This is a genomic window from Neobacillus sp. SuZ13 (genome assembly GCF_030123365.1).
In the GTDB taxonomy this organism is placed as follows: Bacteria; Bacillota; Bacilli; order Bacillales; family Cytobacillaceae; genus Neobacillus.
Map to the genome: position 1 here is coordinate 4,747,622 of NZ_CP126107.1, position 26,144 is coordinate 4,773,765.

At 38.4% G+C, this 26,144-nt stretch carries 29 protein-coding genes; 10 read left to right on the forward strand and 19 right to left on the reverse strand.

Annotated elements, in window-relative coordinates; all coding sequences use genetic code 11:
- Positions 1-24: 24 nt before the first annotated feature.
- From QNH17_RS23455 to QNH17_RS23470, 4 genes are all read right to left on the reverse strand, one after another.
- A complete protein-coding gene (locus tag QNH17_RS23455; protein WP_283879580.1) occupies positions 25-813 on the reverse strand; it encodes a DUF1444 domain-containing protein in 789 nt (262 codons plus the stop codon).
- A 147-nt stretch (positions 814-960) separates the two neighbouring features.
- Positions 961-1,275, reverse strand: a complete 315-nt coding sequence (locus tag QNH17_RS23460; RefSeq protein WP_283875469.1) for a thioredoxin family protein — start codon at positions 1,273-1,275, stop codon at positions 961-963.
- Positions 1,276-1,356: 81 nt separating this feature from the next.
- A complete protein-coding gene (locus QNH17_RS23465) occupies positions 1,357-1,860 on the reverse strand; it encodes a DUF84 family protein (protein ID WP_283875471.1) in 504 nt (167 codons plus the stop codon).
- A gap of 61 nt (positions 1,861-1,921) precedes the next feature.
- The gene (locus QNH17_RS23470; RefSeq protein ID WP_283875473.1) at positions 1,922-2,995 is read right to left on the reverse strand and encodes a M42 family metallopeptidase; all 1,074 of its coding nucleotides are present in this window, start codon (positions 2,993-2,995) and stop codon (positions 1,922-1,924) included.
- A 179-nt stretch (positions 2,996-3,174) separates the two neighbouring features.
- Here QNH17_RS23470 and QNH17_RS23475 point away from each other — a divergent pair, with 179 nt between their 5' ends.
- Positions 3,175-3,504, forward strand: coding sequence for a PepSY domain-containing protein (locus QNH17_RS23475; protein ID WP_283875474.1), 330 nt, complete (start codon positions 3,175-3,177; stop codon positions 3,502-3,504).
- A 41-nt stretch (positions 3,505-3,545) separates the two neighbouring features.
- Here QNH17_RS23475 and QNH17_RS23480 read toward each other — a convergent pair whose 3' ends face one another.
- Together QNH17_RS23480 and trmB are read right to left on the reverse strand one after the other, a co-directional pair.
- Positions 3,546-4,388: a YtnP family quorum-quenching lactonase gene (locus tag QNH17_RS23480; RefSeq protein ID WP_283875476.1), complete on the reverse strand. Its 843-nt coding sequence runs from the start codon at positions 4,386-4,388 to the stop codon at positions 3,546-3,548.
- Between the two features lie 99 nt (positions 4,389-4,487).
- Positions 4,488-5,129 (reverse strand): tRNA (guanosine(46)-N7)-methyltransferase TrmB, encoded by a 642-nt coding sequence (trmB, locus tag QNH17_RS23485; protein WP_283875478.1) that lies wholly within the window; start codon positions 5,127-5,129, stop codon positions 4,488-4,490.
- 166 nt (positions 5,130-5,295) lie between these two features.
- Here trmB and QNH17_RS23490 point away from each other — a divergent pair, with 166 nt between their 5' ends.
- On the forward strand, positions 5,296-5,574 hold the full coding sequence (locus tag QNH17_RS23490; protein WP_098574557.1) for a YtzH-like family protein: 279 nt from the start codon (positions 5,296-5,298) through the stop codon (positions 5,572-5,574).
- Here QNH17_RS23490 and QNH17_RS23495 read toward each other — a convergent pair whose 3' ends face one another.
- The 4 genes from QNH17_RS23495 to thpR all read right to left on the reverse strand — a co-directional run bounded on the left by QNH17_RS23495 (position 5,575) and on the right by thpR (position 10,270).
- Positions 5,575-6,348 carry a phosphotransferase family protein gene (locus QNH17_RS23495; protein ID WP_283875480.1) on the reverse strand — a complete coding sequence of 258 codons (774 nt, stop codon included), beginning with the start codon at positions 6,346-6,348 and terminating at the stop codon, positions 5,575-5,577. It lies immediately after the preceding gene.
- A gap of 216 nt (positions 6,349-6,564) precedes the next feature.
- Complete coding sequence (gene pulA / locus QNH17_RS23500) at positions 6,565-8,697, reverse strand: type I pullulanase (protein WP_283875481.1); 2,133 nt, start codon at positions 8,695-8,697, stop codon at positions 6,565-6,567.
- Positions 8,684-9,667 carry a diacylglycerol/lipid kinase family protein gene (locus QNH17_RS23505; protein ID WP_283875483.1) on the reverse strand — a complete coding sequence of 328 codons (984 nt, stop codon included), beginning with the start codon at positions 9,665-9,667 and terminating at the stop codon, positions 8,684-8,686. The genes pulA and QNH17_RS23505 overlap by 14 nt, the downstream gene beginning before the upstream one ends.
- 21 nt (positions 9,668-9,688) lie before the next feature.
- A complete protein-coding gene (gene thpR, locus QNH17_RS23510; RefSeq protein ID WP_283875484.1) occupies positions 9,689-10,270 on the reverse strand; it encodes an RNA 2',3'-cyclic phosphodiesterase in 582 nt (193 codons plus the stop codon).
- A gap of 170 nt (positions 10,271-10,440) precedes the next feature.
- Between thpR and cysK the strand changes: the two genes are divergently transcribed.
- Positions 10,441-11,370, forward strand: coding sequence for a cysteine synthase A (gene cysK / locus QNH17_RS23515; RefSeq protein ID WP_283875486.1), 930 nt, complete (start codon positions 10,441-10,443; stop codon positions 11,368-11,370).
- Between the two features lie 40 nt (positions 11,371-11,410).
- Here the strand turns inward: cysK and dat are convergent, their stop codons facing one another.
- Positions 11,411-12,283 (reverse strand): D-amino-acid transaminase, encoded by an 873-nt coding sequence (dat, locus tag QNH17_RS23520; protein ID WP_283875487.1) that lies wholly within the window; start codon positions 12,281-12,283, stop codon positions 11,411-11,413.
- Between the two features lie 448 nt (positions 12,284-12,731).
- Between dat and QNH17_RS23525 the strand changes: the two genes are divergently transcribed.
- Positions 12,732-12,953 (forward strand): DeoR family transcriptional regulator, encoded by a 222-nt coding sequence (locus tag QNH17_RS23525; RefSeq protein ID WP_007086548.1) that lies wholly within the window; start codon positions 12,732-12,734, stop codon positions 12,951-12,953.
- Positions 12,954-13,416: 463 nt separating this feature from the next.
- A complete protein-coding gene (locus QNH17_RS23530; protein ID WP_283875488.1) occupies positions 13,417-14,775 on the forward strand; it encodes an amino acid permease in 1,359 nt (452 codons plus the stop codon).
- Positions 14,776-14,819: 44 nt separating this feature from the next.
- Here QNH17_RS23530 and QNH17_RS23535 read toward each other — a convergent pair whose 3' ends face one another.
- Positions 14,820-15,704, reverse strand: a complete 885-nt coding sequence (locus QNH17_RS23535; protein ID WP_283875489.1) for a LysR family transcriptional regulator — start codon at positions 15,702-15,704, stop codon at positions 14,820-14,822.
- 122 nt (positions 15,705-15,826) lie between these two features.
- Here QNH17_RS23535 and QNH17_RS23540 point away from each other — a divergent pair, with 122 nt between their 5' ends.
- The gene (locus tag QNH17_RS23540) at positions 15,827-17,827 is read left to right on the forward strand and encodes a YhgE/Pip domain-containing protein (RefSeq protein ID WP_283875490.1); all 2,001 of its coding nucleotides are present in this window, start codon (positions 15,827-15,829) and stop codon (positions 17,825-17,827) included.
- A 49-nt stretch (positions 17,828-17,876) separates the two neighbouring features.
- On the opposite strand, the gene QNH17_RS23545 is transcribed toward QNH17_RS23540, so the two are convergent.
- The 3 genes from QNH17_RS23545 to speD all read right to left on the reverse strand — a co-directional run bounded on the left by QNH17_RS23545 (position 17,877) and on the right by speD (position 19,768).
- The gene (locus QNH17_RS23545) at positions 17,877-18,257 is read right to left on the reverse strand and encodes an ArsR/SmtB family transcription factor (RefSeq protein WP_283875491.1); all 381 of its coding nucleotides are present in this window, start codon (positions 18,255-18,257) and stop codon (positions 17,877-17,879) included.
- On the reverse strand, positions 18,258-18,683 hold the full coding sequence (locus QNH17_RS23550; RefSeq protein WP_283875492.1) for an SRPBCC family protein: 426 nt from the start codon (positions 18,681-18,683) through the stop codon (positions 18,258-18,260).
- Positions 18,684-18,958: 275 nt separating this feature from the next.
- Positions 18,959-19,768: an adenosylmethionine decarboxylase gene (gene speD, locus QNH17_RS23555; protein WP_026563259.1), complete on the reverse strand. Its 810-nt coding sequence runs from the start codon at positions 19,766-19,768 to the stop codon at positions 18,959-18,961.
- Between the two features lie 173 nt (positions 19,769-19,941).
- Between speD and QNH17_RS23560 the strand changes: the two genes are divergently transcribed.
- Positions 19,942-20,376: a Dps family protein gene (locus QNH17_RS23560; RefSeq protein WP_283875493.1), complete on the forward strand. Its 435-nt coding sequence runs from the start codon at positions 19,942-19,944 to the stop codon at positions 20,374-20,376.
- Between the two features lie 223 nt (positions 20,377-20,599).
- Here the strand turns inward: QNH17_RS23560 and QNH17_RS23565 are convergent, their stop codons facing one another.
- The gene (locus QNH17_RS23565; protein WP_283875494.1) at positions 20,600-21,319 is read right to left on the reverse strand and encodes a 16S rRNA pseudouridine(516) synthase; all 720 of its coding nucleotides are present in this window, start codon (positions 21,317-21,319) and stop codon (positions 20,600-20,602) included.
- Positions 21,309-22,940 (reverse strand): putative polysaccharide biosynthesis protein, encoded by a 1,632-nt coding sequence (locus QNH17_RS23570; protein WP_283875496.1) that lies wholly within the window; start codon positions 22,938-22,940, stop codon positions 21,309-21,311. The genes QNH17_RS23565 and QNH17_RS23570 overlap by 11 nt, the downstream gene beginning before the upstream one ends.
- 205 nt (positions 22,941-23,145) lie before the next feature.
- Between QNH17_RS23570 and QNH17_RS23575 the strand changes: the two genes are divergently transcribed.
- Complete coding sequence (locus tag QNH17_RS23575; protein ID WP_283875498.1) at positions 23,146-24,420, forward strand: BaiN/RdsA family NAD(P)/FAD-dependent oxidoreductase; 1,275 nt, start codon at positions 23,146-23,148, stop codon at positions 24,418-24,420.
- A 7-nt stretch (positions 24,421-24,427) separates the two neighbouring features.
- On the opposite strand, the gene QNH17_RS23580 is transcribed toward QNH17_RS23575, so the two are convergent.
- On the reverse strand, positions 24,428-24,613 hold the full coding sequence (locus tag QNH17_RS23580) for a sporulation protein Cse60 (RefSeq protein ID WP_026563254.1): 186 nt from the start codon (positions 24,611-24,613) through the stop codon (positions 24,428-24,430).
- Between the two features lie 148 nt (positions 24,614-24,761).
- Here QNH17_RS23580 and QNH17_RS23585 point away from each other — a divergent pair, with 148 nt between their 5' ends.
- Both QNH17_RS23585 and QNH17_RS23590 read left to right on the forward strand, forming a co-directional pair.
- The gene (locus QNH17_RS23585) at positions 24,762-25,163 is read left to right on the forward strand and encodes a hypothetical protein (RefSeq protein WP_283875500.1); all 402 of its coding nucleotides are present in this window, start codon (positions 24,762-24,764) and stop codon (positions 25,161-25,163) included.
- A gap of 252 nt (positions 25,164-25,415) precedes the next feature.
- Positions 25,416-25,739: an S-Ena type endospore appendage gene (locus QNH17_RS23590; RefSeq protein ID WP_283875502.1), complete on the forward strand. Its 324-nt coding sequence runs from the start codon at positions 25,416-25,418 to the stop codon at positions 25,737-25,739.
- Between the two features lie 90 nt (positions 25,740-25,829).
- Here QNH17_RS23590 and QNH17_RS23595 read toward each other — a convergent pair whose 3' ends face one another.
- On the reverse strand, positions 25,830-26,144 hold the full coding sequence (locus QNH17_RS23595) for a rhodanese-like domain-containing protein (RefSeq protein WP_218349320.1): 315 nt from the start codon (positions 26,142-26,144) through the stop codon (positions 25,830-25,832).

Below are 26,144 nucleotides of genomic sequence, written 5' to 3' on the forward strand. Positions count from 1 at the left end.
TTGTGATCCTTTTTCTATTTTTAATTATTTATTTTTTCCTAAAATAAAAATAGGTTCTAATTCACCATTTTCATATAAAAATGATAAGGCTGTAATTGGTACATGCCCGTTTGCAAAAAAGCTCATGGCCATCTGTGCCATTATATCATATCCTCGATCGTTACGAATATCAGCAATAATTAACACATCCTGGTGTGGAACAGCAAGCACCATCGTCCCCGTAATCTTCTTTTCGAATTCATTCAAGAACACCTTATTTAAGATCCGGCTTGCATCGTATCCATCATTTGTGTTTAAAAAGTAAAAGCTGTTGCCGGCGACTTGATCCTCTTTTAGTGGAGTAGAAAGGGATCTGGCATTAAATAAAGCAATTTCCTTAATTCTTGTTGCTTCCCAGCCCTCTTTCGCCATGATACGAGAATCGATTAACCGATAGGTATTGCCTTGATCGTAGGCATAATAAATTTTGGTTTCCGCTGTGTGCTCATCAATTAAAAATGGCACTCCCTCCTCTGCTTCCTTAGGGAAGGATGAAGAGCGAATTACGGGGAAGATTTTTTTCTCATGGTCGGTTAACTGAACTGCGTCCTCCATCGCATGAAGTCCTTCTTCGATATAATAAACAACTTCATCGATGGCTTTTTCCTTTTGAATATGCCATTTGGCAATAATCCCAGGTAAAGCAACTGTTATTCCTTTTCCTGATTCTTTACTTTCAATGCGCAATTGGTCCTTCTCTCGATCATAGGAGATCACCCGATCTTTACGAGACAGGCGTCTCTCTAATTCGGTTTTCATTTTTCTGCTATCCATTTTCATTTTGAATTCCTCCATTTTAGGAGCTGCTTGTCTATTGTACATGAAAAACCCTCCATCTCAAAGTGATGGAGAGTTCTTAATAGTTTTCTGGTTCTGGTAACTAGTCTGTTGATTTCCGCTCCTATCAACAGAAGTAAAATATTATTTTAAACCTGAAATAAAGTTTTCTATTTCTTCTTGTGTTTTTCTGTCTTTGCTTACGAATCTGCCAAGTTCGTTTCCGTTTTCGAATGCGATAAAGCTTGGAATTCCGAAGACATCTAATTGCTGGCATATATCGATATACTCATCTCGATCAACATGAATAAATGTATACTCATTAAATTTGGATTCAATTTCTGGTAAAATCGGTTCAATAACTCGACAATCTGGGCACCAGCCTGCTGAAAACATGAAAATTGTTTTTCCATGATCACGCAGCTGTTCAAATTGCTCTACTGACTCTAAATTCTTCAAAATCAACGCCTCCGTTAGAATCTTTTCACTTTACAATGCTTTCTTCTGAAATCATAGCAGTTAGACTGCTTTTCAGTCCACTCATCTGCTCCTTTTGTATTGTCCCACTAACAGGTTCATAACATGAGTAAACATTTCAGAGCGATTCACCATTCCGTTAGTAAAAATACCAACCGCTCCCTCTTGTTTCCTTACATTTTTACTTTTCGCATAATCTTCCATAACCGGTCCGAGTTCTTCACCAGCCCTTAATCGGTCTGCTACTTCTTCCGGAAGAGGGATCCTTGCTCCTCCGGCAATTATCGGTTCCCTATCATTGCATACAAGTGCTCCCCAGTTACATATGAATAAACCATAACTCGTTTCTTGTACACCGCCCTCAAGTCCAATCCCAATATCACCATTTCCTAGCTTTAAGGCACCTTTTGCCCGATTAATAGCTCCTTGGATTGTTTCTTCATCTGAAAACGGCTGCTCATTAACGCCCGATGGGATGTCTAAGTCAACAAACTCATGGTCCTCAGTAAAACAATTTTTCACCGCAGTAATTTTAGCAGGATTCTTTGACCCAATAATTATTTTCATGATGATATGTACTCCTTTTGACAAAGTAAAGGGAGCATAAAATGCCCCCTAAAAAAATCACTTAACTGTTAGCTTTAATCGTATCAACTGTTGTTTGATCACAAGCCTTAACTAATTTAACAATTAGTTCTTTCGCTGCTGCATAATCATCCACATGTACAATCGAGGCATGGGTATGAATATAACGTGAACAAATACCAATAACCGCACTTGGAATACCCTCATTTGATTGATGGACCCGGCCGGCATCTGTTCCGCCCTGTGAAACAAAATATTGGTAAGGAATTTTATGTGTTTCAGCAGTATCGAGAACAAACTCTCTCATTCCGCGATGTGTGACCATTGTCCGGTCAAGGATTCGAAGCAATGCCCCTTTCCCCAATTGGCCAAATTCATTCTTATCACCCGTCATATCATTAGCAGGACTTGCGTCGAGTGCAAAAAAGATATCTGGATTGATCATATTAGCCGCAGTTTGAGCACCACGTAAACCAACTTCTTCTTGGACCGTTGCTCCTGAATAAAGCGTATTTGGTAATTTTTCGTCTTTTAATTCCTGCAGTAATTCAATAGCTAAGCCACAACCGTAGCGGTTATCCCATGCTTTTGCTAATATTTTTTTGGGATTGGCCATTGGTGTAAATGGACAAATTGGCAGAATTGCCTGCCCTGGCTTAATCCCTAACCGCTTCGCATCCTCACGATTATCCGCACCGATATCGATCAGCATATTTTTTATTTCCATTGGTTTATTCCGCTTTGCATCGTCTAATAGGTGTGGTGGAATCGAACCAACGACTCCAATTACAGGACCATTATTGGTCATCACTTGGACACGCTGGGCAAGTATTACTTGACTCCACCAGCCACCAAGCGGCTGAAAGCGAAGCATTCCATTTTCTGTAATCGCAGTCACCATGAAGCCTACTTCATCCATATGACCTGCTACCATTACAGTTGGACCCGTCTCAGCTCCCCTTTTCACCCCAAAAATACTGCCAAGGTTATCTTGAACAAGTTCATCTGAGAATTGAGATAATTGTTCCCTCATAAATTTTCTAACTAAATGTTCATTTCCGGGAGCACCGGGAAGTTCTGTTAATGTTTGAAAAAGCTTTAAGGTTTGATCGTTCATTTTTTTGAGCTCCTTTAGGTTTCTCGGGTTAATTTATGTATATATTTAATTTTACAGAACTTTGGTTTCTCTTTCCATCAATTGAATTTAATATATGTAATAGTATGTTCCTTTCCATAAATACGATATACTGAGAAGAGAATCCTATCTTTTCCAAATTTAACTTTGGGAGGTCCTTTATGAATTGGAAGTCATTTCTCCTCGGTGCAGCGGTCGGGTTGATTAGCGGGTATGCTGCCAAAGAAATCATTTATAGTAAAACAAATGTATCGCCCGAAAAAGTATTAGAACAAGTAAAGAAGCAATTTACTAAGAATGGACCAATCAATGGTTCATGGATACATATGGAAGCAGAGCCGTATGAAAAGCAGCACATCAATTACCTCGTCTATAAAGGCGGCATTTCTAAAAACAATGATGGTACAACTGAGCAATTCGAATTCATTGCCGATGCCCAAACTGGGACCCTTTTGGATATTCGGTCTTTGTCCAACGAACTTGTTTCATAGTAAGAATAGCCGTAACTGAGAGGTTACGGCTATTTCTTTGCTTAATTTTCTCTTTTAATACTTTCAACAATTTGCTTGCCTTCCGAATCCCATTTCACTGCCCGGTAAAAAGCATCATGATAAAAACTAAACCATGCGTTTTTATGTAAACCGTATGGAATCCATTTTTCCTTTGCTGCAATCGAGGTCATAGGATAGTCGTCATAAGCCATCACCCATAACACAGGTTGATGGACATGAGTTGCCATCAGATCAGCCATATGAATTAACAATTCTCCGCGGTCCTCTATAAAAAGGATTGAATGTCCGTTACTATGACCGCTAGTATGAACCATGGTCAGCGCCCCTAAGTTCCATTTTTCTTCAAATGGAACTACCTGCGCTTCAATTGCTTCCCAGTTTTCTTTCCAATATGTATTTTTCGAGCGAATATTAGGGTTACGCATTTCATCCCATTCTACTTGTGAGGTAATGATTTTTGCATTAGGAAAGGCTGAAACGTAATGTCCATTCTCTAGCTTTGTCAGGCCGCCTGCATGGTCAAAATGCAAATGAGTCATCAAGACGTAGTCGATATCTTCTGCATGTAAACCTAACTTATCTAAAGATTCATCCAGCTCTGATTCTTTCGTTACACCAAAATTTCTTAATTGTTTTTCTGATAATTTCCCTTTACCGATTCCAGTTTCAACTAAGAAATTTTTCCCATCCATTTGAATGAACATCGGATCCGTTGGTAATTCAATTTGATTTCTTTCATTGGATGGGTATTTCTTTGACCACAATCCTTTCGGTACAACCCCAAACATAGCCCCGCCATCTAAATTTGTGACACCTCCAGATAACCATGTTACGGTGACACCGCCAATTTTTACTGTTTCCACCCTTCTTCCCCCTTTAACACTTTTTCTATATTTTAACATTGTGGATGTACTTGAAGAAATAAAAAAAGAACAGCTCACTAATGAACTGTCCTGAAAAAACTAGTTTTGATATTTTACTTCGCAGCGATAAATACGGCTTCCTTTTTCTGAAAATTTCTCTTCATACTCTGTCATGATGTTTCCTTCATAATCACTTTTATGAAGATCTAGACTAATGTACTTTAATAATAATCCGTACTCCGAAAAGCTAATTAGAGAATGTTCAAATAACCCTTGGTTGTCTGTTTTAAAATGGATTTCTCCACCATCAACCATAATATCCTCATAAAGCTTTAGGAAGTCCTTATATGTTAATCTTCTTTTTCTATGACGGTATTTTGGCCATGGATCAGAAAAGTTCAAATAGACCTGGTCCACATCATTTTTGGCAAAATATTTCGGCAAATCCACCGCATTTACATTAAGGAGCCTGAGGTTTGGTAAATCGGCTTCAATTAATCGTTCTAAAGCAGTAATGATAACACTATCATATAATTCAATACCAATATAATTTATCATCGGATTCGCTCTAGCCATTTCCGTAATAAATTGACCTTTGCCTGTACCCACCTCAATATGAAGCGGTTGATCGTTATTAAATACTTCATGCCATTTTCCTTTATATTCTTCAGGATTGGCAACAATATATTGAGGATGCTGCTCGATTTTTTCCTTTGCCCAAGGTTTATGTCTAACTCTCATTTATGACACTCCTAAAAATAATATTGTTCGTTACATATATCATGCACCATTTTTCAGTACAAGTTTAACTTAATGGAAAATAAGATCATGCATAAACAAAAAAAGAATTCACAACCTAACAGTGTGAATTCTTGTTTTTAAAAAACACTTGAGAGGGTGTACATTCATGCCATTAAGTCATGATGACCAAGTCACTTTATTAAAAGATATATTAAACAATCATCAAACCGATTGCTGTGGGTCTGTTGCCGAATGTGAACAATTGGAGCGATTAGTGAAATCTCTAATGGTAAACACAGAGGTTGATCAAAATGTTAAGAATATCTTACAGGAAGTATATCAGTATAGCCACCATGGCGTTGGTACAGCTGATTTGGATCAACATATTTTATCTAACCAAGCAAACTTATCAAGTTGGGTAAGTAATATTGATCAATTTTCCTGATTAGCAAATTTCATCCAAGAACTTTATCCACTTGTTCATTTCTTCCAAGCGATTTTTATTCTTATACCATTGAATTGACGAAAGCGTCTGAATGGTAACATACCATTTCATTCGTAACTTTAGGTTATCGGTCAGCTCTTTGCCGTACATGCTTAACCAATCCTGCCAATTTTCTTTTGGAATATACCAATAAAGGAGCAATCCTAGATCAATGGCGGGGTCCGCGATCATTGCCCCGTCCCAATCAATCAAATACAACTGGTTGTCTTCAGCAAGCAGCCAGTTGTTATGGTTAACATCTCCATGACAAACCACTTTCTCATCGCAATAGACATTTAATGCTTCCTTTTTTAAAAAGCTCATTGCATTTTGCACTTCAGGCAAGGAAAGTACCTGTTCATCTAACTCGTTTACCACCGATTGCAATATAGGCTCTGGATGTAAAGGAGAGGTCTCTATCCGGCTTAACATACCCAGCATTGGCTCTGAGCAATGAATCTTCTTTAGCAGTCTAGCAACGAGTTTTTGATTCATTTCTGACGGCTTTAGTTCTCTGCCGGGAAGCCACTGCTGTGCAGTAATTACATCTCCACTTTCCAACCTTTTTGTCCAAACAAGCTTTGGGACAATGCCTTCTGCTGAGAGTACAGCAAGGAACGGAGACGAATTCCGCTTCAAAAAAAGCCTTTGGTCTTTATATTTTGCATAAAAGGCTTCACCTGTTTTGCCTCCAGCAGGGGTAATTTCCCACTCTTGTCCTAGTATATGATCCAAAATTGCTCACCTTCAATTTATGCCGTTCTTATGGGCTTATTCCCCTATATCAGAGGTATAACCTGCGTTGCCGGAAGGTCTTATTTTACCACAGTTTCATCAACAGCTTTTATTTTTTTAAAATAAAAAAAAAGCTATTGAAACCATTGCACACAATAGCCATCTTATTAAATTTTATCTCGGATTACCTTTTTTCGTCAAGTATATCTGCAGAAACTATTTTTTTAGCAAAACATTTATGGAGACTGGTTCGATACTCATCTCTTCCACAAACAAAATCCCATTGGAAGTGATGCCTGCTTTTTCATGATCAACTAAGACCGTCCAATCCCCGTCTGGTAACGTAATAATATGCTTTTTTGTGGTGGGATTGATTAATAAGATTAGTTCATTTTCACCTTTAAACCAATATCCCAACAGGGGTGAAGCTAATGGCATTTGGTGAATATTTGATCGGATTTCTGCAGAAGTTCTCATTCGGAAACAAGCAAATTCCTTACGTACTTGAATAAGTCCTTTTACATATTCTACGTTATCTTTATAAATAATTTTTCTTTCCCAGTCCAGTTGATTGATTTCATCAGAGGAACGATAACTATTCCCATTCCCCTTTTTTGTTCTAAAAAACTCTTGGCCACTGTGTAGGAAGGGGATTCCCTGAGACAACAAAACAATCGCTGTGGCGAGTCGATGATACTTTATTCGTAATGTATCATCTGCATCGGGGAGACATGCTAGAAGTTTATCCCACATCGTGTGGTTATCATGACATTCTACATAATTTATTGACTGAAAGGGTTCATTAAAAGTACCCGGCCCCTGTTTCGTATAACCGATGCTGCCAGTCATGACTTCATTAGCTGCCCCGAGGTAATGTTCATTACCCAAGGCATAGCCTTTATCAAATAAGTTAAATGAGCTTCCCTTGATAGAATCACGAAATTTATCATTGAATTGAGCGATATGTGGCATTTTTGCCTGGTTTCCAATTGTTGCTTTCTGCTCTGTTGGAAGTGGTGTGTTGAGGTTCCAGCCTTCGCCGATGATTATTGTCCCTTTTAAAAGACTATCGCAAACTTTCCTTACCTCTTTCATCGTCTCCACATCCAAGATCCCCATTAAATCAAAGCGAAATCCGTCAATATGATATTCCTCCAACCAATATTGAATGGAATCCACGATGTATTTTCTGACCATCCTGCGTTCCGAGGCAATATCATTTCCAACCCCCGTACCATTTGATGGAAGTCCAATCTCGTTATGACGAAAATAATAACCAGGAACCACCTTTTCAAAAGATGAAGTCTCACGAACATATACGTGATTATATACCACGTCCATGATTACTCTGAGGCCAAGACTATGAACTTGATCAATTAACTGCTTTAATTCGATAATTCTTGAATATGGATTGGCAGGATTCGTTGAATAGCTTCCTTCAGGGGCATTGAAATGAAGTGGATTGTATCCCCAATTATATTCCTTATTTGGATGCAGTTCATCCACACCAGCAAAATCATGAAAAGGCAGGAATTCAATATGGGTAACACCCAAGTCTTTAACATATGCTAACCCCGTAGGTTCCCCATCCATTCCTTTTGTATTTTGCTCGCCAGCACCTAAATACAGCCCCTTATTCTTTACACCACTTTTAGGATGAATCGTTAAGTCCCTTATGTGGGTCTCATATATGATGGCATCCACTGAATTTTCAATTTCAGGTAAGTTAGGGCGCGATCGCTGGGTATTATCAAGTCTTACAACCACTCCAAGTTCGCCATTAAGAGTCACAGCTTTTGCATAAGGATCCACTGCCTCACGCCATTCTTGATTGACTAAGATAAGAAAGCTATATTGATAGAGCTCTATATCACGAGTTATAGCAACGGACCATATACCACGATCTTCTCGTCTCATTTTTACAATTTCTGAAAAACTGCTGTTAGATGGACGTAACTTTAATTTAACCTGAGTAGCAGTGGGTGCCCAAAGCTTAAACCGGGTTAGCCCCTGTTGAAAGGTAACACCGAGATCATTTCCGTCATAATAAAATTTCTTATCAAATTCTTCTGTTCGAATTACGGCACCAATTTGGAGGTCTGTTTTCCCTCCATGCTCATCAATAATCACATATTGCTTTTCAAAGGCATAATCCTTTGAAAATTCGCAAATATATTTCATTTTATTTTCTATTTGTACCTTCTCGATGATTTTCAATGGATGTTCTTGAAAATCACTTGTAATCGAAAAGGAGGATGACAATCCGTGATGATAGGAAAGAGGAAGAAGAATCGTAATGATCTTCATCTCATCTAGATAGGCGAAGAAATTTCGGTCAGTAGCAATCATTCGAGTCCCTCTCTTTCATCTCCACTTCATTCGGACATTTTCTTCTTATTAACACTTCCAGAGCGCTTGCTTGAAGGTCTATCTTCAAGGGTGTAAACCCGATATGCTCCCCATCGGCATGAACAAAAAGTTTTGTTGGAGAATGGATAGAAACACTCCTGCCCGTATAGGTTTTCACCTCTTTAAAATGGATGTGCTTTCCCCAAAATACACTAATAAAAACTAGGAGCAGTTTCCATCGTGTTAATTGATGAACCACGGTAATGTCAAAAAGGCCATCATCTGGTTCAGCGGCAGGGGCAATTTTCATCCCACCGCCATAATATGGTTGATTGGAAGCAGTTACAAACCATGTCTGTTCAAATATATGCTTTTTCCCGTCAATTGATAAATCAATTGTTGAGGTTTTATAAGTAAATAATTTTTTTAGCAAAAAATAAACATAAACCATTCTGCCCAACGAAAGTTTATTTAATATGGCTTTCATCCGGGATTGATTCACTTCATAGGAAATGATGGCATCAAATCCTGCACCCATATTATTAATAAAAAAGTGCTGATTTGATTCAGCCAATGTAACTTTGCCAATATCGATTGGCAAACCCTTATGTTTTGCTAGACGGAGTATCACGGCTAATGCTTCTACAGGATCACCTGGAATTTGAAAGCCTCTAGCAAAGTCATTTCCAGACCCGCCAGGAATAAATCCAAGTATAATGTTATTATTCTTGATTGCCCCATTCATCACCTCGTGCATCGTTCCATCTCCACCTACGGCAATAACAATCTTTTGCTCAAAATTCTTTTGCGCGATTTGTGTTGCAAGAATCTTGGCATGTCCAGGGGATTCAGAAAAAAATGCAAGGTACTTTACATGATTAGCTTTTAGTTGGTGCTCCACTCTTTCCCATATCTTAAAGCAATGACCGTTGCCCGCTTTAGGATTTATAATAAAGTATATTTGCTTCATAATACCAACCTTTATTTTATTTTATTTTATGTGTTTGTGGGTTAAAGGATAAATATTTATGGCTTCATACTTTGGTGTTTTGTTCAGGTGTGTTTGATAAAGCACCACATCAATAGCATCAAATGAAAGGGGCATAGGCTGGAGTTTCTCCCACAGTTTAAGCATATCGTTTTGAAAAGGATGTTCCCCCATCCATTTTCTCGCAAGAGTAATATGGGGACGGAATGGTCTTGTTTCCAGTTGAAACCCTGCCTGTTCACAAGCGGAAAATACCTTTTTTCTGATGGTTTGTAAATGTGTGCTTTCCTCTGTATCTGCCCAGAAAACGCGGGGTGAAGTAACACTTCCGAAAAAACCAAGTTTGTTGATGTTCAATTTAAGTGCAGTCTCATCGCTAAGGGCATTTCTAACGTTTTTATCTGCTTCTGTTAATTTATCAGGCGGGGCACCGCCAAGAAACGCTAGGGTAATATGTAAATCCTGATAATGTACCCACCGGCTAAATGGAATCATTTCCTTAATTTTTTCCATATGATCTCTCATGACTAATTTTGTATGCTCTGGTATTCTTACAGCAAAGAAATAATGGGATCGTTTTTCCATAAGTTATGTTCCCTTCTATAAATAATTCTAGTCTATTTTGTCCTAAATGTATCTATTAGTAGACAGACAATTAGCTGATTTTTTTACAAGGAGTTAATATTTATTTATTATTAGATAGGAAACGAATTATTACGTATTTACTTCAAAGGATAGAAAGGACGCGGGGCCGCTTGAAAGTAGTCAATAATATTGCTGAACTAATCGGAGATACACCACTCGTTAAACTAAATCGATTAGCACCCAAGGATGGGGCATCGGTTTATTTAAAGTTGGAATACTTTAATCCTAGTAAGAGCGTAAAAGACCGTGCAGCATATAATATGATTGTTGAAGCTGAAAAGGCTGGAAAATTAATAACAGGTTCCACTATTATCGAGCCGACCAGTGGAAATACAGGCATTGGCCTTGCCATGAATGCCGCTGCACGAGGATATAAATCGATTATCGTCATGCCTGATACAATGACGGAAGAAAGAATCAGTATTTTAAAGGCATACGGTGCGGAAGTTGTCCTTACACCTGGGGATGAAAAAATGCCAGGTGCCATCAAAAAAGCCCTTGAATTAGCTAACGAGATTCCCAATAGCTTTGTTCCGATGCAATTTGAAAATCACGCGAACTCAGATGCACACCGTCATACTACTGCTGTAGAAATCATTAAAGCCATGAACGAACTTGGCAAACCCCTTGCTGCCTTTGTTGCCACTGCCGGAACGGGGGGAACGATTACGGGTACAGGTGAAACCTTAAAAGCACATTTTGAAAATATAACAGTCCACGTCGTGGAACCAAAAGGCTCGCCTGTTTTGTCAGGCGGAAAACCTGGCAAGCACAAACTTGTTGGTACAAGCCCAGGATTTATTCCTGACATTCTTAATCAGGATGTCTATGATGAAATCCATCAAATCAATGATGAAGATGCCTATGATATTGCACGCAGATTGGCTGAAGAAGAAGGTATTCTTGTCGGACCATCCTCGGGTGGGGCTTGCTTTGCTGCGATAGAAGTTGCCAAACGATTAACCCCTAATGATGTCGTTGTTTGTATTGCCTGTGATACAGGGGAACGGTATTTATCTAGTGATTTATTTCAATTTTAAGTAAAAGACGTGGACACTTCTGTGTTCACGTCTTTAATCCTTAAAAAAGAATTTTATCATTAAGTGCTCCGCATCGTTTTTCAATTTCTAACTCAAACCATTCCTGCAGTAATTTGGTGACAGGACCAGGCAAAGCATCCCCTACACGCTTCCCATCCACTTCAATAATCGGCATTACCTCTGCCGTCGTACTTGAGAGGAACACTTCCTCAGCATCGATAAGTTCATCAAGTGTAAATGTTCGTTCCTCTACAACAATGTTATTTCTTTCGCAGACCTGCAATATCACATCTTTTGTAATTCCCTTTAAAATTAAGTTATCCGACTGATGTGTAATTACCTTGCCATTTTTAATCATATAGATATTTGATGAACTTCCTTCCGTCACATCCCCGCTGCGATGTTGAATTGCCTCAAAGCAGCCCGCTTCGGCAGCTTTTTGTTTTGCTAATAAATTGCCTAGTAAATTTAAACTTTTAATATCACAGCGCAGCCAGCGAATATCATCTGTAACGATTGTTTTTACACCCATCTTCAAACTCTCTAACGGCCTAGAAACTTCCTTCGTATATGCTACTAGACTTGGCCTCACATTTTCTGTTGGGAAAGCATGATTACGAGGGGCGACTCCTCTCGAAATTTGCATATAAATCGTTCCTAATTGAAGTTTATTTTTCTCAATCAGTTCTTCCAGCAAATCATTTAATTGATCCATCGTGTATGGGAGTTTGATTCCGATACTATCTAAACTTTTCACTAAACGATTTAGATGTTCGGTTACTGTGAACATTTTTCCGTTGTAGACACGGATCACCTCATACACTCCATCCCCAAATTGGTAGCCACGGTCTTCTACATCTACCTTTGCCTCTCTTCGCTCAATTATTTTTCCATCCAAGATTGCAAATTTCATTCTCCCATTTCCTCTCTATTTTTTATTTAAATCGTTACTAAAATAACCATATCATTATTCTAATTCTGTTATCAATTTAGCTTTGATTTTTTTATTATGCAAAATTAAGAATAATAATTTAACTAAAAATTCAAATAATTTGTCATAATCCATACATTATAACCCATAACCTATAGTAAGAGTACTACAAGGGAGGGCGAATATCCGAACAATTTTTGTTAATTTTTGAAGATTATTTTGTAAAATAAAGTATATTGGTGGAAATTTTCAGATTTTGTGGTTACAATAAGGATAGATGGACAACATCTAAGTATCCACAGTTATCATCCATAAAAAGGAGTTGTCTGCGCGGAAAAGAAAACTACATATTATTGAAGAGGAATCTTCAAACAGGCTGTCGGTAGAGGGATTAAGCCATAGGTTTGAAAAAAGGATAGGGAGTGGTTCTTTGAAACCTTCGACTAACCGGATGTTAAACCGCATCAAATGTATCTACATGTTTATTCGCAATAATGGAACTGTCACAACGCAGGAACTTGTAGAGGAATTTGGTATCACTCCTCGCACCATACAACGAGATTTAAATGTCTTAGCCTATAATGACTTGGTAATAAGCCCAAGCCGCGGAAAATGGACGACTACACAAAAAAAAGTTAAAATGTCTTCTTAAAACGAAAAGTAACTTAACAGGATAGCATAAAAAAGCACACGAGATTCTCTCGGTGCTTTTTGTTTGTGTCTATTGATCAGGCTGGCCATGTACATAATTAGTGATTTTATTATATTCTTGTTCACTTAAGATGCCGAGCTTTCTAAAAACATATGAATACATGAAAATTCTCCGCTGCAATCGAGGGGTTATGAACATATGAATCATCCTCCTATTTTACTTTATTTATATTCGCCACTTCAAACAAAGTTTCCTTCAACCAAAAAAAATTCTTTTGGTTAATTTTTTAACCTGTGACAAATTCTAAAAGAATCATGCGACAATCCATGGCAAACAGGTAGATGCTTATCCTCTCAGTCTTCAACTCCATTTGACAGTTTTTAATAGTATGGTAATATACTATTATAGAAAAATACTTTAGCGCTTAAAAGCGTCTAAGTGAAAAAGTTTGGTGGGAGAAGACATGAAAAAAAAGCATCAGAATTTACAAAAAGGATTATTACCAAGGCATGTCCAGTTTATGGCTTTGGCTGGTATGATTGGGACGGGGATATTTAAAGGCAGTTCCGATACATTAGCCATTGCTGGACCTAGTGTAGTCGTTGCCTATTTAATTGGCGGTCTAATACTATTTATCATAATGGCTGCCCTAGGGGAAATGGCGCTTGCTTTTCCAAATTTAAATGTACAGCATTTAGTAAACAAAGCATTTGGATTCCAAGTTTCTTATATCGTGGGATGGCTGTACTGGATCAATTGGGTTCTTGTTACTGTGGTTGAATTATTAGCAGCGGGAAGTTTTCTACAATTTTGGTTTCCTACGATACCTTTATGGCTGCTAAGTTTCCTTTGTGCGGTTGTAATCGTAGGAATCAATTTAACTCAAGTAAAAAATTATGGGGAGCTTGAATTTTGGTTTGCAGGAATTAAAATCATTGCACTAGTGGCCTTTATTGTCTTAGGCTTTTCACTCCTCTTTGGTATCATTCCTAGCTCGGTTCAGGATCCGCTCTCAAACTATACAGCACATGGCGGATTTTTTCCGCACGGAATAGGTGGAACGTTCAGTGCCTTTTTAGTCGTCATGTTTTCTTATGGTGGTGCGGAATTAATCGGGATCGCTGTTACGGAAACAAAAGATGCCGAGCGAGTATTGCCTAAAATTATTAAAGGCGCTGTATGGCGTGTAATTATTTTTTATATCTTACCAATTATTATTATTTGCGGACTCATGCCTTGGGATAAAGTTACTGGTGTAGACAGTCCCTTCGTCCAGGTCTTTAGCGCAACCGGGTTACCTGGAGCTGCACATATTATGAACTTTGTCCTTTTAACAGCTGTCCTATCGGCTGCAAATTCAGGAATTTATGCGACTTCAAGAACGCTATTTTCAATGGCACAAAGTGGTGTTGCACCTAAGGGCTTAGCAAAACTCTCTGCAAAGGGAATCCCATTAACAGGAATCATGCTGACGAGTGCATGTATACTGGGAGCTGTCTTTTTAGCCTATTTAACACCTAGTCAGGTAATCGGCTATCTCATGACCATTCCTGGGTTTACTGTGATGTTACTCTGGATCAGTATTTGTGCCGCACATTTAAAACTAAGGCCGCTTTATAAAAATCAACCGGCTTTTCAAGTAAAATGGTATCCATATACGACGATTTTTGCGATTGTATCTTTAAGTATTATCTTTATTGGATTTGTGTTCAATCCAAATAATATTATTGGTTCATCGGTTAGTTTGGCAACGATTGGCTTACTCATCGTCCTCTCATTTATTGTAAAAAAAAAGGGATTGAATGAAATTACCGTCCGATAAATACAGAAAGGCCGACCATTTATTTGGCGGCCTTTTTTGCTATTTCAAGAAGAAATTTTCGAAAAATATTCAATCACATATTGACGAAATTGTTGTCCCGCATCTGATAAATAACGCCTTTTTGACCAGCCTAACCCTATTGTCCTTCGACATTTTGGTTCGATTATTCTGAGTTTGTTTGGAAAGGGATTTGTACCATGGTTCCAGGAAATTTCTGGAATGAAAGCAATTCCTAATCCTTGTTTTACCAAATCTCCTATTACCCCTGGCTCATCTCCTTCAAAAGCTATGGTTGGAACAAAGCCTGCCTGTAGACAAAATTCATCGGTTAGGTTTCTAAATCCATAACCTGTATTCATACTGATAAAAGGCTCGTTCTTTACTTCATGAAGAAATATTTTCTCTTTCCTCGCAAGCCTGTGTTCGGGCGGAACAATTAAGTAAACCTCTTCTGTCATTAGCGGTTCCCAAACAATATCTGTGCCCTCAATAGGCACCGATGAAATACAAAAATCAATCTCAGCCTTTTCAAGTTGGCTTTTCATAGAGGAAGTTGACTCGAGGACTTGTTGAAATTTCACCTCGGGATAATGCTTTAGAAAAGAACTTATTAACTCAGGAAGGACTCTTGGAATACTGACCGCTAAAGTAATTTGAGTTTTTCCCTGATGTGCCTTTTCTGCAATTTCCCTTTTCCCTTCATTTAATTCTAAAAATATCCTATTGACTCGCTCTAAGAACATCTTTCCGTATTCGTTTAGTCGAAGTTGACGATTTTTCCGATCAAATAAAGGAACACCCAAATCTTCCTCTAATCGAGCTATGGTTTTACTTAAAGAAGGTTGGGCAATTTGAAGTTCTTCAGCAGCTTTGGTCATATGCTCAAGTCTGGCAACGGTCTGAAAGTATTTTAATTGTAAAAACTCCATGGATTACGCCCCTTTCAATAGCTTAAAAGCTACTAATTGATAACTAATTATATATTATACAATATAAAAAAAATTATTTATCATAGTGTTTATGTTCAAAATTCACATTCAAAGGGGTAACTATGAAGGGTATTAATTTGATATTTAGAGATTTAAAGATGATGTGGCATCATAAGCATGGAAGGATTGCTTTAGTGTTTCTATTGATCGTTCCGTTAATATATTCCGGTTTCTTTCTAGCGGGTTATTGGAATCCCTATGGACGGTTAGATCAACTACCTGTCGCTGTTGTAAATCTAGATCAAGGATCGATGATGGATAACAAATCGATTGAGGCAGGACAGGAATTTGTCAAAAGCTTAAAACAAAACAAGGATCTTAAATTCTCTTTTCTCTCTGAAAAGACCGCAAACCAAGGTTTAATAGATGGGAAATATTATATGGTCCTGACGATTCCAAAGGATTTCTCAGAAAAAGTCTGTACATTAATGGATGAACATCCTGAACAGGCTAAACTAAAATTTAAAATAAACCCAGGGAAAAACTTTGTTGCATCTCAAATTAGTACTACCGCAACGGAAAAAATGAAAGCTAAAATAGCAGCTAGCATCACGAAATCTTACGCGGATGGCGTATTTTCAAATTTTGTTGAATTAGTAGACGGGTTACGTGCTGCCGGCGACGGTGCGTCAAAAATTAATCAAGGAACGATCGATGCCAAGAATGGAATGATTCAGCTTTCAAATGGTGTCAATCGCTTAAATGATGGTGCAGAAAAGCTAGAGAATGGAAGTCAGCAGCTTTCAAAAGGTCAACAAAAGTTAACTGAAGGGCTTGACGGTTTGAAAGAGGGATCACAATCACTTTCGACAGGCATTGAAAAGCTTTCTGAAGGTCATACCAATTTAGAAGCTGGGACGGAACAATTAACGGAAAGCTTGCAAACTTTGGCTTTGAGTAGTGAAAAATTATCGCAAGGTCAAGCAGGGATGGAAAATACGACAGATGATTTAAGGAGAACTGTGGAACAATTTATTAAAAATCACCCTGAGATGCAAGATGACCCAACTTTCCAACAAATTGCAGCTATGTCGACCGGCTTATCAAATGCAGCTAATTCATTGAGCAATGGTCAAGCCCAACTTACTGAAGGGGCACACCAATTAGTCCAAGGACAAACAAAAGTCCACGATGGAATGAAGAATTTTGGTGAAAAAATCGAAGAAGCTGCCAGCGGGGCAAAAAAATTGTCTGAGGGCACGATTCAATTCTCCGATGGTTTCTCTAAATGGAAAAATGGTTTTGACTCTTTAAACGTTGGAATATTTGATTTAGCAAACGGTGGAGAAAAATTAGACCACGGCACGAATCAGTTAGTAAATGGCTTAGGTCAATTAGCAGTGGGTTCAGATGAACTTGCTGGTAAATTAAATGATGCAGCGAAACAAACGTCTAGTATCCATAATAATGACGAATTAACCTCCATGTTTTCAGAACCAGTGAAATTAGTAGAATCAGATTTATCAGAGGTACCGAATTATGGTACTGGAATAATGCCATATTTTCTATCTCTAGCATTTTATGTAGGTGGAATTATGGCAGCCAACATTCTACCATTAGGACGCAGACAAGACTTAATGGTGAATGGAACACAGCACTTTATTAATAAACTAGGGCTTAAGTATTTGATTGCATTAATACAGGTGGTATTTGTAGATTTAGTTGTCATGTTTGGATTCAAAGTACATGTAGCAAGCGTTCCATTGTTTATTTTATCAAGTATCATTGTCTCTTTAACCTTTATGACGTTCATCCTCATGTTAGTGACGTTGTTTGGTGTTGCAGGGAAATTTATGGCCGTCACATTATTAGTCTTACAATTAGCAACCTGCGGTGGGACATTCCCTGGTGAATTGAGTAATCCTCTTCTTAGCAAAATTGGCAGCATTTTACCGATGGCCCATTCATTACGCAGTTTCCAAGATGTGATTTCTCTAAGGGACTGGGCTGGGCTACAACAGCAAATACTAATCTTACTATTCTACCTAGTAGTAGCTGGTGGTATTGGTTGGGTGGCAAGTCATCTTCAACATTCAAAACAATCCGTGGAGACCTCTCATTAATTAGAAACGAAAAAAGGTGATACCCAACATAATATGGGTATCACTTTTTTCATTCCTTATTGTCCCCTGGTTTAAGAATTGCTGGGTGTTGTTGATGTTCCACTTCTCTTCCATCCGATTCAACAAAAAGCCTAAGCGCGGACAATTTATTTTCCCAAAACAATTCAAAATATTGGAGCCAATCTTTTAATTCATATAACGGTTCCGGCTCCAGTTTGTACCTTGTTTCCCTGCCTGCTTTCCGTTCCTTAACCAGTCCTGCCTCTGCTAATACACGAAGATGCTTAGAGACGGCGGTACGGCTTATCGGGAAATGTTCACTTATTGCCGTGACAGGCATCTCTTCTTTGCTAAGCAGTTTTAATAGCTTTCTTCTTGTTGGATCAGCGATGGCTTGAAAGACATCATGCTTTGCCGAGGAAGCTGCCATTTATGCCTCAACATATCCCTGTAATTTTTTCACAAGACCTGCCCAGCCCTGATTCATATGTTCACGGATTGGAGTATGCGGTTGACCAAATTCAGTGACTTTATTGGCATCCCAGCCTCCATGGATTAATGTTAACTCCGTTTTATCATCTAGTTCTTTTAGTTCGAATGTGAGTGTCCAATCCTTACCCCAATTAAAGGATAGACGGTTTGGAGGATCAACTTGTGTTACCTTACATGGTGACATACCGAATTGGGCTGCATTTAAATGAAATTCATGACCTTCAACTGCCTGAAGATCATTCGGCATGAACCAGGCACTTAGACCCTCTGCTGTAGCCACTGCATCCCATACTTTTTTTATTGGGGCATTATAAACTAAGGTATACTTTATATCCTCTAATGTTGCCTGTGAATCGTTACTCAAAATAATTGCCTCCTCGAATTTTTCTGCGATCTTTTTTTAATTTACGAAACCATTCGGTTTCATATGAAGACTATATAACACCATATGGTTGCACGTCAAGCAGATTTTTTTTAGGCTGTTTGCATCTACGTGAGTTTAATCTTGATGCTGACATTGTTTAAGTCACGTAGACTCCTTCTACGTGACCCTAGTATTGATTCTATTACTGTTTGGGTCAAGTAGACCCGATCTACACCTCTGTTCAGAGTAACCTAATATATCTGTTCTTTTTCCTGTTATTGAACAATATTTTTCCCATAAAAAATTTCATCCATCTCAATCTTTAACCGCTCAGTGATTTCAATATGTTCATCAGGTGTTAAAGTGTCTTTGGTATATCCAAATAAATAATTATTTAAATCGAATTCACGCAGTTTGCATTTCGTGTGAAAAATATGCTCCTGATAGACATTGACGTCAATCATATCGAATAGTTCGCCAACATCATCCGGGATATAATTCTGAATCGAATTGATTTCATGGTCAATAAAGAGCTTATGCCCCGATTTATCCCGTGTAAACCCGCGCACGCGGTAATCAATCGTCATTACATCCGTTTCAAACGATCTGATTAAGTAATGAAGTGCCTTAAGCGGCGAAATCTCCCCGCAAGTGGAAACATCAATATCCGCTCTAAACGTACTGATACCTTCATCAGGGTGAAACTCCGGGTATGTATGAACCGTGATATGACTCTTATCTAACTGCATAACTACCGATTCTGGCAATGGTCCAGGTGATTCTTCAAATGATTCATCTGGTGCATTCGCAACCGGTCCCTCTGAAACCAATAAAGTCACGCTCGCCCCAGCCGGTTCAAAATCTTGGCTCGCGACATTTAATACATGGGCACCAATGATATCCGATACATGCTTTAATATTTTTTGCAGCCTGTCCGCACTGTATTGTTCATCAATATACTTTAAATAAGCTTCACGCTCTTCCCTCGTTCGCGTAAAACAAATGTCATACATATTAAAGCTTAACGATTTCGTCAAGTTATTAAAGCCGTGTAACTCAATTGCCTGCTCGTGAGTAAGTTTCATGACAGTTCCCCCTTAATATTAAGTTATCCATTTCAAGTAAATATTATTAAGATACCCAGAAATCCGTATAGTTAATTATTTTTTACCTTATTTATAATAATTATAATTTAATATTTACTTTTAATTGATATGTGTTATAATTAATTCAGATAAGAAATTAGGAGGAATGCTAAATGACAGTCGAACAAATAATCAACCATCAAATTGCCAACTGGAATGTACTATATACTAAATTACATCGTTTTCACTGGTATGTGAAAGGTCCTCACTTCTTTACCTTGCACGCAAAATTTGAAGAATTATATGAAGAAGCAGCCGCCACAATTGATGAGTTTGCAGAACAATTATTAACGATTGGAGGCCGTCCTGTTTCTACCCTTAAAGAGTATCTTCAACTCTCAACGATTGAAGAAACAAACGAAACACTAACAGCCGAGGAAATGGTACAAGCAATTGTACATGACTTTTCTTTAATCATTGATGAGTTAAAAGTTGGGATGGAGGTCGCTGACCAAAATAATGACGAAGTCACTAGTGATATGTTTTTAGGTTTAGTGGGAAAACTCAGCAAACATAACTGGATGTTGCAAGCTTTTTTACAGGCTTAACCCGTAAATGAAAAAGGACAACGCTTATGGCTTGTCCTTTTTTCATGGGATAAAACTGATTTCTTCCTATATTAAATTTATAAGTTCGCTGATAGAATGTGAAAATTCGCTGATTGAACCTTAAAATTCGCCGATAAAAATAAACATTCATGAAAATAGCCATACCTGGTACTATAAAAAGAGAAAAAGCAGCTTCAATGAGGCTGCTTTTTCTCATATAATGCTATTTCACTTGATAATTTCGGAGTAACTCCACTTCTTCATCAGTTAATTCTCGATATTCACCTAATTCCAGTGTCTCATCGAGTGGCAATGGCCCCATTGAAATCCGTTGGAGATAGACTACTCTTTTTCCAACGGCTTCAAACATTCTTTTGACCTGATGAAATTTCCCTTCCGTAATTGTTAATTCAATGTCAGAACGGATGCCAGATTTTAAAATTTTCAATTCACCTGGCTTGGTTTCATAGCCATCATCCAAGGTAACGCCATTAGCAAACGCCTCAATATCGTCCTGAGTCACTTCACTATCAATGACTGCAAAATACGTCTTCGGAACATGCTTTTTCGGTGAAAGCAAGCGGTGGGCTAATTGACCATCATTGGTGATTAGCAGCAACCCTTCTGTATCCTTATCCAATCTACCAACGGGAAACGGTTCATAGACTTGGTCCTCGAGTTCCAATAAATCGATGACTGTTTCGGTGGAGCTATCTTCTGTGGCTGATAGCACACCTTGGGGCTTGTTCATCATCAAATAAATAAATTCTTTGTATTCGATAATTTCTCCGTTTAAGGTTACAGTTTGTGAGGATGGATCCACATGCTGTTTGGCATCTTTTACAACCACATCATCTACTTTAACCGCACTGCTTTTTAACAGTTGCTTAACTTCTTTTCTGCTTCCATAGCCTAGGTTTGCAAGCATTTTGTCAATTCTCAACGCTTCTCTTCCTCCCAGGTAATTTTAATTTGTTCATGATTCGATCAAGTTTATCTCCAAATAAACGGCTGGCAAGTCCAGATTTTAAGCCAAGATAAAAATAAATTCCAGCGCCCACTGCCGCACAAATAACAATCATTATAACAGATTGAACTTTTGATGCCGGAGAAAGAAATAACAATAATAGTTTGTACATTAATTCTGTGCCCACCCACATGAATCCAGCAAAGATGACAATTAACAAGCTCCTTCTCCAAACAAGTCGGAATGGATAACGGGCATATGCCTTAATAACAATAAAATTGATGAGAATGGCTGCAACATATCCAAGTGTTGTTGCCAATACTGCCCCTCTTGTTTCCATCATTTTTATTAACGGAATATTTAGAGACAGTTTAATTAATAATCCGACAAGTAAACTTAACACCGTAAATCGTTGTTCGTTGATCCCTTGTAATATGGCTGCAGTCACAGAATATAAGGAAAAAAGAATGGCTACAGGTGCGTATGCCCTTAATACTTCCGTACCAATTACATCATGCTGATAGAATGCTGTATAAACAGGTTCTGCCAATAACGAAAGACCGATAGCTGCAGGTAACGTTAAAAATAACAGGACCTGAAATGTCTGATTTAACTGTTGGTTTAGGCTTGCTCCTTCACCCTCAACGAAGGCCCTCGTTATACTTGGTACAAGGGTTAACGAAAATCCTGTTGCCAGCGAAACTGGAATAATAACAATTTTATGGGATTCAAAGTTCAAAATAGAGAAAAAGGATTCTGCAAATTTCGCTTTCCCGATTTCTGCCATTGCCTGACTAAAGGTGAATTGATCAATCGCCTGAAATAAAGGGTTGGCAATTCCCACTAATACGAAGGGAAAAGCATAAACAAGAATTTCTTTATATATATCCTTAAGAGAGATATCAATTGTGCCCTTATCATGTATAAGGAGTTCGTCTAAATACGGCTTTCGTTTATACCAATACCAAAATAAAACGAATAAACCTCCAATAGCCCCAATAAAGGCAGCAAACGTCGCCACACTTACGGCTGTTACCATTTTGCCATTAAAAATATGCAAGACGGCGTAGGCCCCTAGAAGGGTAAACGCAATCCTGACAATTTGCTCCACGACTTGAGACAGTGCAGAGGGGCCCATCGATTGGTGCCCTTGAAAGAATCCCCTAATGAGGCTCATGAATGGAACAACAATTAGCGCAAAGCTTACAGCTCGCATGACCGTTGTGACACTATCTAAATTTGCCTTTTTATCACCAACACTCATTTCCGCTAATGTCGGTGCCGCAAGATACATCACTAAAAAAGCCATAACCCCTGTTAACATCATAATGACTAACCCTGATTTAAACAGCTTCCTGCCAACTGCATATTCCTCAAGAGCATTATATTTTGAAATAAATTTCGAAACGGCAAGCGGCACACCAGCTGTTGCAACGCTAATAAAAATCGTATACGGCACATAGGAAAACTGATAAAGCGTAGTCCCTTCCCGACCGACAATTTGAAAAAATGGTATAACATAAATTAAGCCGATCACCTTTGAAAGTATCGTTCCTAGCGTTAATATAAATGTTCCTCTTAAAAGCTTAGACTGCATAAAATCCCTTCCTACCCGAAGAAATACGTGCGCTTTTTCACAAAAATTAATAGACTTTTTTTGCACACTATAGTAGTTTACAACTTCTTGCTCCCGGACGCTACTAACAACCAAGTGAAATTTATGAAAATATGGGCACATTCGTTTTATTTTGATGATAAATGTTTATAATGGAGTGATGGATTAATAAAAAGTTGGTGTATATATGGAATATGATGTAATTGTCATCGGCGGTGGCCCATCAGGTTTAATGGCGGCTATTGCCGCTGGTGAAAAAGGCGCAAAAGTTCTTTTAATAGATAAAGGTGACAAACTTGGCAGAAAACTAGCGATATCCGGAGGCGGACGCTGTAACGTTACCAATCGCCTGCCGATTGAAGAAATCATTAAGCACTTGCCGGGAAACGGGAAATTTTTATATAGTGCCTTTTCTATCTTTAGTAATGAAGATATTATTAAATTCTTTGAGAAATTAGGAATTGCCTTAAAGGAAGAAGATCACGGCCGGATGTTTCCAGTCTCTAATAAAGCACAGTCCGTTGTGGACGCATTACTAAATCAATTAGAAAAACTTCATGTTCGGGTCTTTAAAAATAGCCCTGTCCGTGAACTCATCTATGAAAATGGGCAAGTTTCGGCTGTTTCTCTTAAGGACGGTCAAACAATTACAGCTAAATCAATTGTGATTGCGGTCGGTGGAAAGTCTGTCCCTCATACAGGTTCTACAGGTGATGGCTATGCATGGGCTGAAAAAGCGGGTCATACTATTACTGAACTTTTTCCAACCGAAGTTCCAGTGACATCGAAGGAACCATTTATAAAAAACAAAGTCCTTCAAGGATTGTCGTTAAGAGATATCGATTTGAGTGTCTTAAATCCCAAAGGAAAGCCCCTCATCTCGCATCGAATGGATATGATTTTTACCCATTTTGGACTAAGCGGTCCTGCTGTCCTTCGCTGCAGCCAATTCGTGGTGAAAGCAATGAAAAAGTGGAAGTTAAACGAAGTAACCATGAGTCTTGATGTCTTGCCTGATAAGAAAGAGGAAGAAGTCTTTCAAGAAATTCTATCACTTGTAAAAAGTGAGCCTAAGAAAAGCATTAAAAATACACTCAAAGGGCTCGTCCCTGAACGTTACCTCCTGTTTCTTTTAGAGCATAACGGCATTGACCCATCTGAACAAGGCAGTACTATTTCTAATGAAAAAATTCGTAGTTTTACAAAAAGCTGCAAGCACTTTCCTATTAAAGTCAACGGCACCCTACCTCTTGAAAAAGCGTTTGTCACTGGCGGCGGTGTGTCTGTAAAAGAAATTGAACCGCAAACGATGGGATCGAAACTAATGAATGGTTTATATTTTTGCGGTGAAATCCTAGATATCCACGGGTACACAGGAGGATATAATATTACCTCTGCACTTGTAACGGGAAGATTAGCTGGAACTAATGCAGCCCTATCTGCAAAAAATAATAAGGTCTGACAAGTTGTCAGGCCTTATAAATAATCATCGCTGAAAAACAGTAAATCTGCTCCTCTTCTTCTTCCTCTGCCATTGCGGCCACATTATATTTAATATCAAGCAGACTTGTTTCATCCAGCCCTTTTAAAAAACGATTCATTTCCTTTTCCAAATCCTTCTCATGTTCCCGGTCAAACAACTTCACTTGTATCATGTTCTCTCCCTCTCTTTTTTACTACTATTCTTACCAGTTTTCTGAATTTTAAAAATCTATTCTTCGTAAAAAGTTAAGTTTATTTTAAGTTTAAGCTTGTAAACTTCCTTTTAGAAAAACTGTTTTTCATTTTGAAAGGAGAATAAACATGTATAAAAAACAACGAATCTCATGGGGCGTTAGTTTTGGAAGCTTAGCATTAGTAGCCGGATTGGTCTCATATTTTGGAATACCTAACAACAATCAATCTAGCAATCAAATAGCGCTTAATCAAGGGCAAGCGGCAAATAATAATTCCTTTCAGCAATCACAGGATGGCTTTTCTACACAACAGCGCAACGGACATGGACATGGTTTCGACCAATCTATGAGAGGAGATAGCTCATCGGAAACTGATGGTTCAACCAATAATTTTAATTATAATGAACAACCCTCAACAGGTAATGATCCATTCTATGGAAATAACAATCAACAAGGGCAATTCTCAAGTGGCGGCGGTCCTGGAATGGGGCAACATGGCGGCTTTGATACAACTACTGGTGGCACCTGATGGATACCTTAAAATAACCATATACCTACTGAAGTCGATTCCTTAATGTACAGGAAATCGGCTTTTTTAATGGGGTGGAAACTTCTTTAGCGTTGTAAACCGTATTTTCCTGACAAAACCGCTGCTGTGGTGACTCTATTTTTCCCAGAATAAAGGACAAAAATCCGCATTTGTAATATAGCACCTCCCGGACAAGTAGCATTTAATATACAGAAATAAAAAATAAATTAGACAACGGAAGGATGGATTTATATGTGTGGATCTCATAATAAAACATCATTTTGCTGCCCAGAGGCAGAGATTTTTACAGAAGAAATTTGTGGCAACCTTGAGGGACCGATTGATCAGGCGGTGTGGACAGCACCTACACCAAGTGACTATTTTCAAGGTACTTTCACAGTGACTAACACTGGAAACTCACCATTTATTTTTTCGGTAAATGGCGTTGTCTTAACTGTACCACCAGGAAGCACTGTATCATTATCGGCGAATAATCCAGTTAGCTTGATTGTTACTTTAGGTGCAGAAGATAGAGGCAGATTTTGCATCACTTTGTACAAGCGTGTTTTCGCTTAATCCTCTATAACAAAAGGGAGGACAGACACAACCGGCTTTTCCGGTGGTCTTCCTTCCTTTTACTTTTGTTGGTATCCCTAGAGGAATCAGTTATTCTGTGTATTCCGTCTCTCCAGTCCATGCCAGCATCCCGCCAACCATATTACGAACCTTATATCCTTGATCCTGCAAATAATGGCAGACATTTCCGCTTCGTGCACTGGAGCGGCAAATAAAGATATACTCTTTTTCCTTGTCAAAATAGTCGAGATTATCAGGGATCTCACCCATACGGATATGCTTTGCCCCTGGGACCATCCCGAATACAACCTCATGATCTTCCCTTACATCAACCAGCTCAAGTTTTTCCCCTGCCTCAAGCTTTTTTTGTAATTCTTCTGGTGTAATCGTTTGAATTTCTTCCAT